We start from the raw sequence: 14897 nt of genomic DNA, 5'->3' as shown, positions 1-14897 counted from the left end.
ATTTTATTCCCAATCTAGAGCACCTTTTTTCCATTCATAAATAAAACCAACTGTTAATATGAATAGAAAAATCATCATTGATGAAAAACCTAATAGACCAATGTTTCCTAATGATATTGCCCATGGAAATAGAAAGGCAATTTCAAGATCAAATATGATAAATAGAATTGCAACTAAGTAAAATCTTACATCGAACTCCATTCTAGAGTCCTGAAATGGTTCGAAACCACATTCATATGCAGATAACTTTTCTGGATCAGGTTTTTTTGGAGAAAGTAAAAAATTTAACACTACAAAAGCAACACTTAAACCAAGAGCAATAACTAAAAATAGAATAATCGGTAGGTAATCTTTTAAAAATTCAGATAACATGAAAATCTATATATCAGTTTTTATCTGATGTTGAAGGGAAGATAAGTCACATTTTATTAATATTAACAGACAGTTTATTGGGAAAAAGTGGCGGGAGTGAAGGGACTCGAACCCTCGACCTATCGCGTGACAGGCGATCGCTCTAACCAACTGAGCTACACCCCCACTTAATTTGTTTGGTGGGCAGTAAAGGACTCGAACCTTTGACCCCCTCGGTGTAAACGAGATGCTCTACCAACTGAGCTAACCGCCCCAAAACAGAGCTACTTATTACATCAACACTTTAATAAAGTAAATTAATTATTATTGAATACTAGCTTGAGATTTATCGTCTTTTTTTGCTAAATCTACCTCAACCCATTCCGTAGGTTTAAGTTCTTTAGTTAAAGCAATTTTAATTACCTGGTCAGCATATTCAACTGGTGTAATTTTAATATCATCTATAATTTTTTTAGGCATATCCACCAAATCTTTTTCATTTTCTTTTGGAATCAAAACTTCTTTGATTCCAGCTCTATGAGCAGCTAATAATTTTTCTTTAAGACCGCCTATTGGCAATACTTGACCCGTTAATGTTACCTCACCAGTCATCGCAACATCTCTTCTCACAGGTATATTTGTGATTGATGAAACAATTGAAGTAACCATTCCTATTCCAGCAGATGGACCATCTTTTGGTGTTGCTCCTTCTGGTACATGAATGTGAAAATCTTTTTTCTCAAATAGAGGTGGAATAATTCCGTACTCTAAACATTTTGATCTAACAAAAGATTTTGCAGCTTTTACTGATTCTTGCATCACATCACCTAGCTTACCAGTAATCTGCATTCTTCCTTTACCAGGCATAGTTACTGTTTCAATTTTTAAAATTTCCCCACCATACTCAGTCCAAGCAAGTCCAGTTACAATACCTACTCTATTTTCAGATTCTAATTCACCAAATTTAAATTTAGCTACACCAAGAAAATCAGATAAGTTTTTATTATTAATTTCAACTTCTTTTTCCTCACCCGCTACAATTTTCTTAACAACTTTTCTAGCAAGTTTAGAAATTTCTCTTTCTAAGTTTCGAACTCCTGACTCTTTTGTGTATCCTCTAATTACTTCTTTTATGATGTCATCTTCCAATTTCATTTCTTTTTCTTTAACACCATTATCTTTTATTTGTTTAGGAAGTAGATATTTATTAGCTATACTAATTTTTTCATCCTCGGTGTAACCAGCTAATCTTATTACTTCCATTCTGTCTAATAAAGGAGGTAAAATATTTAAAGTATTTGCCGTTGTTACAAACATTACATCAGATAAATCATAATCAACTTCTAAATAGTGATCGTTAAAAGTTGTATTTTGCTCTGGGTCTAGTGCTTCTAATAATGCTGAGGAAGGATCGCCTCTATAATCATTTCCAATTTTATCTATCTCATCTAATAAAATCAGAGGATTTTTAGTTCCAGCTTTTTTCATCATTTGAATTATTTTACCTGGTAATGATCCAATATAAGTTCTTCTATGCCCTCTTATTTCTGCTTCGTCTCTCATACCACCCACTGACATTCTAACAAATTCTCTGTTAGTTGCTTTTGCTATAGATTTACCTAAAGATGTTTTACCAACACCAGGAGGGCCAACTAAACATAATATTGGACCCTTGATTTTTTCCATTCTTTTTTGAACAGCCAAGAATTCTATTATTCTCTCTTTAACTTTCTCTAGTCCAAAATGATCTTTATCAAGAATATTTAATGCTTTAGTCAAATCTATGTCGACTTCACTTTTTTTGTGCCAAGGTAATTCTGTCATCCAATCCAAGTAGTTTCTAACCACTGTAGCCTCTGCTGACATTGGGCTCATGTTCTTCAATTTTTTAAGCTCTTGAAGACATTTCTTTTCAACTTCTTTTGGCATTTTAGCTTTTGTGATAGCTTTATTTAAACTAGTAGTTTCATCTTTACCGTCTTCAATCTCACCAAGTTCTTTCTGAATAGCTTTAAGCTGTTCATTTAAATAGTATTCTCTCTGAGTTTTCTCCATTTGAGTTTTAACTCTTCCTCGAATTCTTTTCTCTACACCAATTATGCTTGTTTCATTTTCCATAATTTTAATTATGGCATTTAATCTCTTCTTAACATCAACAGTTTCAAAAATTTGTTGTTTTTCTGAAATTGTAGCTGTGATGTGTGAAGCAATATTGTCAGCTATTTGAGAAGGATCTTTTAGCTGCTTAATTGTGTTTATTGTTTCGTTCGAAATTTTCTTATTTATTGAAGTTAACTTTTCTAATCTTCTTAGAGCAGTAGCTGCTAAAGGAAATAAATCCTCATCTTTTGGCAAGATGTCATTAAAATACGTATAGTCACACGTAATAAATTTCTCATTATCTTTAAAATCTAAAATTTTAACTCTTTTAATTCCTTCTACTAAAACTTTTACAGTTCCATCTGGTAACTTTAATAATTGTAGGATGCTTCCCTCACAACCATACATAAATACGTCTGTTTTCTTGGGATCATCAATCTCTGAGTTTTTTTGCGTTACAAGAATGATCTTCTTATCTTTTTTCATCACCTCATTAAGTGCAGAAATAGATTTATCTCTTCCTACAAACAGAGGTATTACCATGCTTGGGAAGACTACAATGTCTCTTAAAGGTAATAACGGCAATGATATTTTAACGTCCATAAGATTAATATGGATATTATATATTATATTGCAATAGGTTTTTGTTACTTATTAAGGGTATTAAGCCGCTGATGTTTTGCCAGACTTAGATTTATTTTCGCCTTTAGAATGAACTAAAATTGGTTGTGATTGACCTTTTGCGGCACCTGCATCAACAATTACTTCTTCAATGTTATCTTGGCTTGGGAGATCATACATAGTTTTTAATAAAATATTTTCTAATATTGATCTCAATCCTCTTGCTCCTGTTTTTTTGCTAATTGCTTTTTGAGCTATTTCTTTAAGAGCATTTTCTTTAAATGTTAATTTCGCTCCATCTAATTTAAATAATTCTTGATATTGTTTAGTTAAAGAGTTTTTTGGTTCTTGTAAAATTTTAATCAATGATTTTTCGTCTAAATCTTCAAGAGTTGCTATCATTGGTAGTCTTCCGATAAACTCTGGTATCAATCCAAATTTCAATAAATCCTCAGGCTCCAGACCCTTCATCCACTCTCCTGTTTTCTTGTCTTGAGTGTTTTTTACGTCCGCTCCAAAACCAATTGAAGTACCTTTATCTCTTTGAGAAATAATCTTGTCTAATCCAGCAAAAGCACCTCCACAGATAAAAAGAATATTTGTTGTGTCAACTTGTAAAAATTCTTGTTGAGGATGTTTTCTACCTCCTTGAGGCGGAACACTTGCAACAGTTCCTTCCATTATTTTTAATAAAGCTTGCTGAACTCCTTCTCCAGATACATCTCTTGTAATGGATGGATTCTCAGATTTTCTACTAATCTTATCAACCTCGTCGATATAAACTATTCCACGTTGTGCTTTTTCAACATTATAATCTGAAGCTTGAAGTAATTTTAAAATTATATTTTCAACATCCTCACCAACGTATCCTGCTTCTGTCAAAGTTGTTGCGTCTGCCATTGTAAATGGAACATCTAAAATTCTAGCAAGAGTTTGTGCTAATAAAGTTTTACCGCAACCAGTTGGGCCAACTAATAAAATATTGGATTTAGATAATTCTACATTCTTACTAGTTTTGTTTTCATAATTAAGTCTTTTGTAGTGATTATGTACTGCTACTGACAGAACTTTCTTGGCATGCGCTTGACCAATTACATAATCATCTAACACTGTACAAATTTCTTTTGGTGAAGGAAGGCCGTCTTGATGTTTAACAAAAGTATCTTTGCTTTCCTCTTTTATAATATCCATACAAAGCTCAACACATTCATCACAAATAAATACAGTTGGACCTGCAATTAATTTTCTAACTTCGTGTTGGCTCTTTCCACAAAAAGAACAGTAAAGAATATTTTTATTATTTGTACTCATAATTTTTTAAACGAATCAATTTTATTACTTTATTATAGAAGACTCATACTAATCAAGTTTGGATTAGTAAGTTATCAATATATTGTGTATCATGATCTTTTTTCTACTACTTCGTCAATAAGACCAAATGATTTTGCGACATCAGCAGTCATGAAATTATCTCTTTCTAAAGCAGATTTTATTTCATCAACAGTTTTGCCTGTATGTTTTGAGTAAATTTCATTTAATCTTTTCTTTAATGACAAGACTTCATTAGCATGAATTTCTATATCCGTAGCTTGTCCTTGAAAACCTGCTGAAGGTTGGTGAACCATTATTCTTGAGTTGGGTAAAGAAAACCTCTTACCTTTAGTTCCTGCAGCCAACAAAAATGATCCCATTGATGCAGCTTGCCCAATACATAAAGTTGAAATATCAGGTTTTACATATTGCATGGTATCGTAAATCCCAAGACCAGCTGTAACCAATCCACCAGGACTATTGATATATAAATAAATTTCTTTTTTAGGATCTTCAGCTTCTAAAAACAATAACTGAGCTGTTACTAAGGATGCAATATTGTCATTTATCTGACCCGTTAAAAAAATTATTCTTTCCTTTAAAAGTCTTGAATAAATATCATAAGCTCTTTCACCTTTAGATGATTGCTCAACAACCATTGGCACTAAATTGCTCATATGTTCAGATAATTTTGTTGTCATAAGTTGATTCGTTATAGTTATACAACTTGTGATTACTTTTTGCTAACTTTTTTTGTTTTTTTAGCAGCTGGTTTTGCTTTAGCTGTTTTTGTAGCAGCTGGTTTTGCTTTAGCTGTTTTTGTAGAAGATTTTTTTTCCTCTGAGGTTTTTGCTGCAGGTTTCTTTTTTGTTTCTTTTTTTGGTTCGTGATCATGCGAATGATCATGGTCATGATCGTGATCGTGATCATGTTTATGAGCTTCTTTTAAGATTTTTTCCGCTTCTTCTTTTGAAATTTCTTTTTTATTTGGTTTACCTTTTTCTTTTATAAGATTTAAAATTTTCTCCTCATAAACTGTCCCTCTTAGACTGGCTAAAGCAGATGGATTTTTTTGATAAAAATCCATAACCATTTTTTCTTGTCCTGGCATCATTCTTAATTGTTTTTGAACTTCAGCTTGAATTTCTTGTTCACTAACTTTGATTTGATTTTTTTCACCAAATTCATTTAAGATTAATCCAGTCTTAATTCTTGTTTTTGCTTTTTCTTCAAAAGATTTCTTATTCTTTTTAGCCTCATCTTCAGACATACCTTGTGAAAGAATTTTAACTTCTTCCTCGACTAAGTTTCCTGGAACTTCTTCAACTTTAATTTTTTCAATTTCTTTTAAAATTTGATTTTTTGAAAGTTGATCTAAAGAATTTTTATACTCATCATTTATTTGTTTTGAAATTAAAGCTTTAAGATCTTTCAAATCTTTAGCTCCTAAATTTTTTGCAAAATCATCATCTATTTTCACCTCTTGTGGTTGTTTTACTGATAAAATTTTACAATTAAATTTAGCTTTTTTATTAACTAATTCTTTTTCAGGGTAATTCTCTGGAAGTGTTGCTTCAACAACTTTCTCATCATCTTTTTTAACACCAATTAACTGCTTATCGAAACCTTTCAAAAATAAATCTTTACCTAATGTAAGCTGTGTATTTTTTCCTTCACTTCCTTTAAATTCTTTTCCATCAATTGTTGCTTTGTAATCTAGTGCTACTAGATCACCCTCTTTTGCTTTTGTATCTGCAGCACCTTCCTTGAAATTTGGTTGGTTCTTAGCAATTTCTTTTATTCTTTTATCTGTCTCACTATCATCAATTTTAACAGTGTATTCATCAAATTTAATGTTTTCTAATGATTTAATCTCTACTTTAGGTAACTCTGTAACTGATAAAACATATTCTAATTCTTTATCTTCACCATATGTTTTTAGATCTAATTTTGGCTGACCCGCTGGTTTAATTTTGTTTTCCTCTAAAGCTTTTGTTGATGTATCTTTTAAAACTTTGTCTAATACCTCACCGAATACAGCTTTACCAAATTGTCTTTTTAAAATTTCTTTTGGTACTTTTCCAGGTCGAAAACCTTTTAAATTTACTGTTCCTTTAATCTCTTCATATTTTTCATCCATATAAGAGTTCATAGTCTCTTTATCGATAAAAATTTTTAGATCTTTATTTAAACCTTTTTTATTTTCTACAGTAACTTTCATAATTATTTAATGGTAGGGCGAAAAGGACTCGAACCTTCACCGATTGCTCGACTGGTTCCTAAGACCAGCGCGTCTACCAATTCCGCCATCGCCCCAGTTAAATTAGGTGCTTTATATATTATTGAACTCATTTGTCCAATCCGAATAATAGTGTAAAAGGATATAAAAATATAAATAATATGATTATTTCGCCTTGTATCAGTATTTGCAAAACAGATCCTTCAACTGGTTATTGTTATGGCTGTGGAAGGAACAATGATGAAAAAAAACTTTGGAAACAAGAAGAAACTACAGATGAATGGAAACAAAACAATTTAGAAAGTATCAGAAAAAGATTAACTGGATGGCAGTTAGATAGTTTCAACGAGTCTTACAAGCATAAAATAAATAACGGAATATCTCTATTCAAAAAAAATCTAAAAAATGAGTAAATCAACAATTGTAGTTATAATTTATATCATAGGACTAATCTTTGGTGCTTTAGTTCTAGATATGTGGAGCGCTGAAACTAGCCCAAAAGCGTTACTGGGTATTGGGTGGACAGCACTTTTTTTAATTGGATTATTTTTTGCTGAAAAAAATGAAAAAAAATAAATTATTTTTTTTTTCTCTCATTTTATTTTCTTTCTCATTTATAAGTCATTCATTTTCAGAAATTATAATTTTAAGTAAATGTGATCACAAAGAAGATAAATATTTAAAAAATGAATACATATTTAATCTTAATGAATTAATTATGACTAGAAATTATGTTTATGCAGAAAAAACTTATCAAAAATATAGAATTACTGATTTAAGTGTAAAAAAATCAAACTCCTATGTAAGAAATATTTACGAAGAGGATGGTAAAATTTTTACTTTAAAACATGGTTATCCTCAATTTTACACTCAAATACTAATTGAAAAGAACAATCCTGAGATATTTATTAAAAGTGTTATGAACGATATCGAAGGGATTTCAAAAATTTCTACATGTAAAAAAATAGAAAAATTTGCAAACCAAAGTTAGGTTTTCTTTTTTTTATTTTCCTTAAGTTTATCTAAATTTTTTTTTTTAAAATCAAATCTACTATTTGAAATATTAGATCTATGTTTAGCGAATGCTTGTTTTTGTGCTTGTCGCATAGCTCTTTTTGAAGACATAAATTCTAATTTAATATTCTATTTCTAAAGTATCAATTACTTTTAAATTTTTATCTGAAATAACAATCTCACCTGATGATGGTGCGTAGTTTAAAAGCTCAGATATTACCACGTAATGTGTTACAAAAATTATATTTTGTTTTTGATCCCACGTGTTTAAGAATTTATTAAAATCAATAACTTGTTGTTTTCTATTTTTAGCAAATTTTGTACTAAAAAATGAATTCAAAAAATTTTTTGTTTCATAATTTTTAAAGGCTATTTCTGCAGTTTCTTTGCATCTGCACCATTCACTAGAGTAAATTTTGTTTATTAAAATTTCATTTTGTTTAAAAAAATTTCCAATTTTTTTTGATTGTACTCTGCCCTCGTAATTTAAGTTTCTTTGGGTTTCACAATTATTGACATCAAAATTAGAAGGATCCCCTCCTCCCGGTGCATAAGCATGACGAATAAATATTAATTTACCACCTTTTTGAAGCTCACCAATCATAGCTTCATTTGAATCTGCTTTAATTGGAGAACTTAAAAATATAAATATAATTAAAAAATATTTTAAAATTTTCATAGATGAATAATAAATTAAAACAACTTAATAAGAAAATTATTAAATGTAGAAAATGTCCTAGATTAATTAATTTTATTAAAAAAATATCTACTGTAAAACGAAAACAAAACATTAACGAAACTTATTGGGGTAAACCAGTTCCTGGATTTGGTAAGATAAATTCGAAATTATTAATTTTAGGTTTGGCGCCAGCTGCACATGGGGGAACCAGAACAGGAAGACCTTTCACTGGAGACAAATCAAGCGATTTCTTGTTTTCTTGTTTAAAAAAAGCAAATATTTCTAATCTACCTTATTCAGAAAATTTAAATGATGGATTGGAATTAAAATCAACTTTTATAACCAATATACTGAAATGTGTTCCTCCTGGTGACAAACCAACAAATGAAGAATTATCAAATTGCTCAAATCATTTTCAAAATGAGATTGAAACTTTAAGCAAAATCCAAACAATTGTTGCTTTAGGTAAAGTTGCTTTTGATAATTGTATTAAATATTACAAAAGTAAAAATAAATTAAATGGAAAGTATACTTTTAAGCACGGGAAATATTATGATTTGTCAAATAAAATCAGATTGTACGCTTGTTATCATCCAAGTCCTAGAAATGTAAATACAAAATTAATATCTGAAAAAATGATAGTTAATTTTTTCAAAAAAATAAAAAGAGTAACAGCTATTTAGATTTTAAAATATAAGGTTCAAAGTTGTTTAAAACTATCTCAGGAATTTTTGTAGGTTTTCCGATTGTATTTACAAATACTAAATGTATTTTAGCATCCACAATTAATAAATCATCTCTGTAAATTGACTGATCCATTACAAAAGAGGTTTTTGACAAAGACGATATAAAAGATTTTATTGTTAAATTATCTTCTAAGTATGCTGATTTTTTATATTCAATATTGCATGACTTAACGATTATTAAAGAATTAAACTCTTCTTTAATTTTCAAATTACTTAAACCAATAGCTAATAATGCTTCTGTTCTAGCTCTTTCAAAATATTTTAAATAATTTGCGTAATAAACTACTCCTCCAGAGTCGGTATCTTCATAGTAAATTTTAACATTATGGCTAAAAGTTTTATGCATTGTTCATTAATATCAAATAATGAGAAATTTTTATACAAACTAAGATATAATAACTACAATGAAAGTTTATATAATTTGGTTGATTGGAGTAATTTTATGGAACTTTGGTGTACCTAATGCTACTCCAATAGAGGACGTAATTGTAGCAATCATACTGTCAATCCTGAGTATGGGGCTAAAAAAATATACTAAACTTTAATTAATTTGCTGAAAAATAAATGTTTTGAAAATAAGCCACAGATTTCATTTTAGAATTATCTGTATCCGCCATAACTGCTAAACCATCTAATTCGTCTAAATCTAAATCGTGAAATTTCTTAAAATCTTCTTTTACATTTGATTTAACTGTTACCCATTCATTTAAATTAGTTTTGGTTGTGGCTATAACATTGTCTATAGATTTTTTTGTGTATGGACTTGGTGAACTAACACCAACATCCCTGTTGCTTGAAAAAACATAGTTAATTGCTCTATTTGATAATGGTGTTGCACCTGTTTTTTTAACAGCAAAAACTCTCGCTGCAAAATCATGGCCTTTTCTTGTATCTTCTTTAATTCCTGATAAATCTTTCTCAACTTTCCACGTAATATTTATAAAAGGTGTCTTGTTTAGATCAATTTTAACTTCTTTACCAAGACCAGATGCTGCATTATCGGCAACAGCCTTAAGGAAATTTCCATTTTCATTCTTACCAACAGTATATTTTGTCTCGTTCTTTGCTCCCCTTACTTTTCTGACAGTTAATTCTGAAAGTTCTACTTCTGTAAAGTCAAACACTATAACTTCATTTGCAACAACTGAGCTAATTGAAATCAAAAAAATTGAGATGAGTTTAAAAAATATTTTCATAATTTAAGTTCTTAATACATTATTTAGACAAGATTTAAACATGCAAAAATCAGAATTAATTTTTAAATAATTAATATGAAAACAATTTCAATTTTTTTACTTTTAATTTATTGGTCAATAATGATATCTGCACCAATTATGTCTAATGACCTCAAAATGGGTAGTTCTAGAGCTATAAAATTAAATTCTAATTCTAAGGTATCAGTATAATTTTAGGTGCAACACATGTGCCATCATGAATTTGTTTAAAGGCATCACCGCCATTTTTTAAATCTCTAAATTCAATCCAATCTAGAGAACCTATCTCTTTGTTGGCTAATATTGCTAAGGTTTGCTCAAAATCCTTATTTGTATAACAATAAGTTCCTATAACAGTCACCTCTTGAAGTGTCATTTTTCTAAAATTAAAGGTTCCAGCTGGCTGAGTTAAGCCTATATGAATAATTGAACCACCTGGCTTAACCACTTCAATAGCCTGTTGTCTTGAAATTTCTAAGCCTACTGTATCAAATACAATATCAAATTTATTACTTTCTATCTCGTTATGGTCTGGTGCAACATATTTTGCATCTAAATATTTTGAGCACTCATTTAATCTCAATTTATTAGGATCAGAGAGAATTATATTTTTACTATTTTTAATTTTAGATAAAATTAAACCACATAATAATCCTATTGCACCACCACCTTGGATCAAAATTTTACATTCAGACAAAGGTTTTTTTAAAGATTGTTCACCAATTAATACTGCGTGCAAAGAAACTGCAGTTGGCTCTGCTACTGGCGCTTCATTTTTATCTAATCCATCTGGGATTTCATAAATATTTGTGTCTGGTGTTGAGACAAATTCTGCAAAAACCCCTTGTCTTTCAATTGGTTTATTCATCCCTAAAATAATTCTATGAGGACAAAGATGTTCTCTTCCACTTGTGCAGTATTCACATTTACCACAAGTTATCAGAGGATTTAAAACAACGTTTTTACCCTTAAATTTACCATTTTGAACTTCACCACTAACTTCATGGCCTAATATTAATGGAGGAATTCTTCTCTCATCATGTCCATGATACGCGTGCATATCAGAACCACATATTCCTGAAGCATGGATTTTTAAAATACTTTCACCTGAAACTTCAATCGGATTAGGCTCATCTCTGTAAACTAATTCTTGTGTTCCAGTGTATACTAAAGCTTTCATATTATTTTTTTGCCAACAAGTAATACGTTATCCAGGCTACAAATGCACCAATTAACCACGCATAAGACTGTAAAAACATTAGATTTGTATTCCAAATTGTTGATGCTGAAAAAATAAAACCTAAAATTACTGAGTAGATACCTTTAATATGCCACCCTCTTGAATAATAATAACTACTTTCTTTGTCTATTGAATACAAATCTTTGTTACTCAAGCTTTGTTTATTGATCAGATAATAGTCAGCAACTATTACTCCAAATAATGGTCCAAAAAATGCACCAAATGTATCTATAAAAGATAAAATGCCAATTTGACTCAAAATTGTAAGCCAAAAAATAGCTACCAGCAAACCGAGGAAAGAAATTATATAACTTGCACTCCTTAAAGATAATTTATTTGGAACAAAATTTATTAGTGAATATTGAGATGGAATATAATTGGCTACTAAATTCGTGGATGCTGAAGCAATTACGATAAAAAATAGTACCAATGTAGTTATTTGAATATTATCATATTTGCCAATTATATCAGTGGGATTTGTAAAAATTCTGTCTATTTCTGAAAATTTTTGATTTAAAAGTGCATCTGATCCAGCAACAATAAATATAGAGAAAAAAGAGAAAATAATTAAATTAATAAACAAACTTAAATTCCCTTTACCCAACTCTTTAGTATTTTTAACATTCCTAGAAATGTCCCCAAAACTAATTATTAATATTGAAAAATAAGCAAAGACAGTTCCTGCTACAGTTAAAAGTGGTAATAAATTATTAAGATCAAAAAAGTTTTTGGTATTAAAAATATTTAGAAAGGCTTTTGATGTTAATTTGACATCACTTAAAAAAACAAGGAAGAAAAAAACAATAATTCCTACATAAACACTGATTGCTGAAAAATTTATTATTTTTTTATTATATTGAGCACCAATACTAAACAAAAATGTTTGAAAAATAATTGCAATTAAAATTGATGACCAGTCTATAATATTCAAACCAAAAAAATAAAAAATAAATATATCTTGTACTAACAATGACTCATCGATAGTGAAAAGTAATATTCTAATAAGATAAGTTAAAATTTTTGATAAAAAATAAGTTTGAATTCCAAATAAGAAAATTCCAACCAAACTTCTGATTAATCCAAAAAATTTCGCTCCATTAAATCCTAAAGAAGATCTCAACAAAACTACAAAAGGTAATCCAAATTTTTGTGAAGGTTTTCCAATAAAATTAGCAAATAAATAAACAAAAAATGAACCTAATAAAGTTCCTATTAAAACCACAAAGGTGTTTAGATTGTACATTATATAAAGTGAGGCAATTAGAGAAAAACCAATTACACTTTGTACATTAACTCCCCAGTAACAAAAAAGGTCTTTCCAATTCCAAGTTTTATAATTTGGATTTACCGAAACTAAATCCCAATTTGATAGGGAGTATTTAACTTTAGGTTGATTCACTAGTAATTATTTTAAACTAATAATTTCTACTGTCCATATAGGAGAGTTGGTAACCAAAGTGCAATTTTAGGAAATATTATAATTAAAACCAAACCAATTATTTGAAGCACCATAAATTGCATCATTCCATAATAAATATCTTTTAAATCCCATTCAGGCACCACCCCTTTTAAGAAATACGCAGACAATGCCACTGGTGGGGACAGCCAGGCGGTCTGGAGATTGACGGCAACTAATATTGCAAACCAAGTAAGATTAAAGCCAAGAGCTTCGATCAATGGTAAAATAATTGGCACAATAATCATTACGATTGGTACCCACTCTAAAGGCCAACCTAATAAAAATATTGCAACCATTACAATCGCTAATATTAAATATTTGTTCATGTCTAAACCTAACAAGAATTCAGTTAATAGGGTTGGAGTACCTAGTCTTGCAAAAACAGCACCAAAAAAGTTTGATGCAGCAACTAAAACCATAATTAAAGCTGTTATCTCTAAAGTTTTAACAAGAGCTTCTTGAAGTTTTGAAAAAGTTAATTTTTTGTATGCTAAAGAAAGTAGTAAAGCTCCCATTGCACCACAACCAGCTGCTTCTGTTGGAGTTGCAAAACCAAAAAGTATGCTTCCTAATGCTGCAAACACTAAGGCTGCTGGTGGAACTAAACCTAAAAAGAATTCAATCCAAACTTCTTTCATACTAGCAGCTCTCATCTCTTCAGGAATTACAGGTCCCAATTTAGGATTGATCATACATCTTATTGTTGTGTATCCAGCATATAAACTTGCTAGAAGAATTCCTGGAATTATAGCAGCCGCAAATAAATCAATAACTGGAATTTCCATAATTGGTCCCATAACAACAAGCATGATACTTGGAGGTATTAAAATTCCTAAAGTACCACCAGCTGTTATCGTACCTGCAGCAAGTCTGACGTCATAGCCAGATCTATTCATTGATTTTGCTGCCATGATACCGAGTATAGTTACTGAAGCGCCAACAATCCCTGTCGCTGCAGCAAAAATAACTGAAACAAAAAGAACAGCGTAATATAATGCTCCTCTAACTCTTGCGAGCATCATTTGAAATGATGAGAATAATCTTTCCATCAAACCTGCCTGCTCCATCATAATACCCATAAAGACAAAGAGCGGAACGGCGGCGAGGGTTTGTTCGGTCATGACCATCGAAAATTGGAGCGTCATTAAATAGAAAACCAATTTTCCAAACCCTAAATATCCAAATACAAAACCTAAAAATATAAGTGTAAATGAAATAGGAAATCCTACGAAAATTGCAAAAAGCATTACTCCTACCAGAATAAAACCTAAATATGCTGGATCTATAAATTCAGCTAACATTATTCATCTTCTCCTGGCCATTTTCCTCTAGTAGCAGCCCAATAACTTTTTAATAATTCTGAAATACCTTGGATTAATAAAAATACGATACCAATCAATAAACAAGTTTTAATTGGCCACATATATGGCATCCATGTAGTATCCATTCCTCTTTCACCTCTTTGAATAGATTCACCTACATAACCAATTGTCATATAAAGAAAGACTATTAGTCCTGGAAAATAAAATAAAATATATAACCAAAAATCAATCGTCCCTTGGTTTTTTGTTTTGAAATTTCTGTATAAAAAATCTGCTCTTATATGAACACCTTTTGAAAGTGCATAACCTGCACCTAACATGAATAGTGCACCATACAAAAATCTACTTATGTCATAAGCCCAAATTGTAGGTGCATGAAAAAGTTTTCTTGCTAAAACTTCATAAGTCATAGCAAAGATAAGTGGCATCAGTATCCAACAAACAACATTACCTACCCATTTGCTAAATTTATCAATATTTACAATAGAAGTTGCCATCCATGATGGCATGTCATTTGGCATCTTTCCTGAACCACCTCGCCTTTCGGCTATCATTTCATCTGATATATCTAGTTTAGTTGGTTCTTCAGCCATAAAAAATT

18 protein-coding genes and 3 tRNA genes are annotated in these 14897 nt (G+C 30.2%); 5 read left to right on the top strand and 16 right to left on the bottom strand.

What is annotated here, in order from left to right; genetic code table 11:
- Positions 1-3: 3 nt before the first annotated feature.
- The 8 genes from ACTTBE_RS01095 to ACTTBE_RS01060 all read right to left on the bottom strand — a co-directional run bounded on the left by ACTTBE_RS01095 (position 4) and on the right by ACTTBE_RS01060 (position 6699).
- The gene (locus ACTTBE_RS01095; protein WP_075506634.1) at positions 4-372 is read right to left on the bottom strand and encodes an NADH-quinone oxidoreductase subunit A; all 369 of its coding nucleotides are present in this window, start codon (positions 370-372) and stop codon (positions 4-6) included.
- A gap of 88 nt (positions 373-460) precedes the next feature.
- Positions 461-537: transfer RNA gene (locus tag ACTTBE_RS01090), tRNA-Asp, on the bottom strand.
- Positions 538-549: 12 nt separating this feature from the next.
- Positions 550-625 (bottom strand) — tRNA-Val (locus tag ACTTBE_RS01085).
- 50 nt (positions 626-675) lie between these two features.
- On the bottom strand, positions 676-3054 hold the full coding sequence (gene lon / locus ACTTBE_RS01080; protein WP_440676807.1) for an endopeptidase La: 2379 nt from the start codon (positions 3052-3054) through the stop codon (positions 676-678).
- A 60-nt stretch (positions 3055-3114) separates the two neighbouring features.
- A complete protein-coding gene (gene clpX / locus ACTTBE_RS01075; RefSeq protein WP_075506632.1) occupies positions 3115-4383 on the bottom strand; it encodes an ATP-dependent Clp protease ATP-binding subunit ClpX in 1269 nt (422 codons plus the stop codon).
- Positions 4384-4472: 89 nt separating this feature from the next.
- On the bottom strand, positions 4473-5084 hold the full coding sequence (gene clpP / locus ACTTBE_RS01070) for an ATP-dependent Clp endopeptidase proteolytic subunit ClpP (protein ID WP_262589313.1): 612 nt from the start codon (positions 5082-5084) through the stop codon (positions 4473-4475).
- Between the two features lie 32 nt (positions 5085-5116).
- Positions 5117-6604 (bottom strand): trigger factor, encoded by a 1488-nt coding sequence (gene tig, locus ACTTBE_RS01065; protein WP_440676806.1) that lies wholly within the window; start codon positions 6602-6604, stop codon positions 5117-5119.
- 10 nt (positions 6605-6614) lie between these two features.
- Positions 6615-6699: transfer RNA gene (locus ACTTBE_RS01060), tRNA-Leu, on the bottom strand.
- An 84-nt stretch (positions 6700-6783) separates the two neighbouring features.
- Here ACTTBE_RS01060 and ACTTBE_RS01055 point away from each other — a divergent pair.
- The 3 genes from ACTTBE_RS01055 to ACTTBE_RS01045 are packed head-to-tail and all read left to right on the top strand — an operon-like array spanning position 6784 to position 7613.
- Positions 6784-7035 (top strand): DUF1289 domain-containing protein, encoded by a 252-nt coding sequence (locus ACTTBE_RS01055; protein ID WP_440651298.1) that lies wholly within the window; start codon positions 6784-6786, stop codon positions 7033-7035.
- The gene (locus tag ACTTBE_RS01050) at positions 7028-7198 is read left to right on the top strand and encodes a hypothetical protein (protein ID WP_179850442.1); all 171 of its coding nucleotides are present in this window, start codon (positions 7028-7030) and stop codon (positions 7196-7198) included. The genes ACTTBE_RS01055 and ACTTBE_RS01050 overlap by 8 nt, the downstream gene beginning before the upstream one ends.
- Positions 7185-7613, top strand: a complete 429-nt coding sequence (locus ACTTBE_RS01045; protein ID WP_440676805.1) for a hypothetical protein — start codon at positions 7185-7187, stop codon at positions 7611-7613. The genes ACTTBE_RS01050 and ACTTBE_RS01045 overlap by 14 nt, the downstream gene beginning before the upstream one ends.
- On the opposite strand, the gene ACTTBE_RS01040 is transcribed toward ACTTBE_RS01045, so the two are convergent.
- Together ACTTBE_RS01040 and ACTTBE_RS01035 are read right to left on the bottom strand one after the other, a co-directional pair.
- Positions 7610-7747, bottom strand: a complete 138-nt coding sequence (locus ACTTBE_RS01040; RefSeq protein ID WP_179850441.1) for a hypothetical protein — start codon at positions 7745-7747, stop codon at positions 7610-7612. The genes ACTTBE_RS01045 and ACTTBE_RS01040 overlap by 4 nt on opposite strands.
- Positions 7748-7757: 10 nt before the next feature.
- Positions 7758-8315 carry a histidine phosphatase family protein gene (locus ACTTBE_RS01035; RefSeq protein WP_440676804.1) on the bottom strand — a complete coding sequence of 186 codons (558 nt, stop codon included), beginning with the start codon at positions 8313-8315 and terminating at the stop codon, positions 7758-7760.
- Positions 8316-8317: 2 nt separating this feature from the next.
- Here ACTTBE_RS01035 and ACTTBE_RS01030 point away from each other — a divergent pair, with 2 nt between their 5' ends.
- Positions 8318-8998 (top strand): uracil-DNA glycosylase, encoded by a 681-nt coding sequence (locus tag ACTTBE_RS01030; protein ID WP_440651295.1) that lies wholly within the window; start codon positions 8318-8320, stop codon positions 8996-8998.
- Here ACTTBE_RS01030 and ACTTBE_RS01025 read toward each other — a convergent pair.
- Complete coding sequence (locus ACTTBE_RS01025) at positions 8991-9407, bottom strand: YbgC/FadM family acyl-CoA thioesterase (protein WP_440651294.1); 417 nt, start codon at positions 9405-9407, stop codon at positions 8991-8993. The genes ACTTBE_RS01030 and ACTTBE_RS01025 overlap by 8 nt on opposite strands.
- Before the next feature lie 58 nt (positions 9408-9465).
- On the opposite strand from ACTTBE_RS01025, the gene ACTTBE_RS01020 reads away from it, so the two are divergent.
- Positions 9466-9606: a hypothetical protein gene (locus tag ACTTBE_RS01020; RefSeq protein ID WP_440618523.1), complete on the top strand. Its 141-nt coding sequence runs from the start codon at positions 9466-9468 to the stop codon at positions 9604-9606.
- Here the strand turns inward: ACTTBE_RS01020 and ACTTBE_RS01015 are convergent, their stop codons facing one another.
- From ACTTBE_RS01015 to ACTTBE_RS00995, 5 genes are all read right to left on the bottom strand, one after another.
- On the bottom strand, positions 9607-10257 hold the full coding sequence (locus ACTTBE_RS01015; protein WP_440676803.1) for a DUF3047 domain-containing protein: 651 nt from the start codon (positions 10255-10257) through the stop codon (positions 9607-9609). It abuts the gene before it with no gap.
- Between the two features lie 193 nt (positions 10258-10450).
- Complete coding sequence (locus tag ACTTBE_RS01010) at positions 10451-11455, bottom strand: alcohol dehydrogenase catalytic domain-containing protein (protein WP_440676802.1); 1005 nt, start codon at positions 11453-11455, stop codon at positions 10451-10453.
- 1 nt (position 11456) lies between these two features.
- The gene (locus ACTTBE_RS01005) at positions 11457-12914 is read right to left on the bottom strand and encodes a cytosine permease (protein ID WP_440676801.1); all 1458 of its coding nucleotides are present in this window, start codon (positions 12912-12914) and stop codon (positions 11457-11459) included.
- 26 nt (positions 12915-12940) lie between these two features.
- Positions 12941-14275: a TRAP transporter large permease gene (locus ACTTBE_RS01000; RefSeq protein ID WP_440634050.1), complete on the bottom strand. Its 1335-nt coding sequence runs from the start codon at positions 14273-14275 to the stop codon at positions 12941-12943.
- Complete coding sequence (locus ACTTBE_RS00995) at positions 14275-14889, bottom strand: TRAP transporter small permease subunit (protein WP_440676800.1); 615 nt, start codon at positions 14887-14889, stop codon at positions 14275-14277. Before ACTTBE_RS00995 ends, ACTTBE_RS01000 begins: the two co-directional genes overlap by 1 nt.
- Positions 14890-14897 lie beyond the last annotated feature (8 nt).

This window comes from Candidatus Pelagibacter sp. HIMB1587 (genome assembly GCF_052047775.1).
Classification (GTDB): Bacteria; Pseudomonadota; Alphaproteobacteria; order Pelagibacterales; family Pelagibacteraceae; genus Pelagibacter.
The sequence above is the reverse complement of the archived record's forward strand: the minus strand, read 5'-3'. Positions and strand labels throughout refer to the sequence as shown.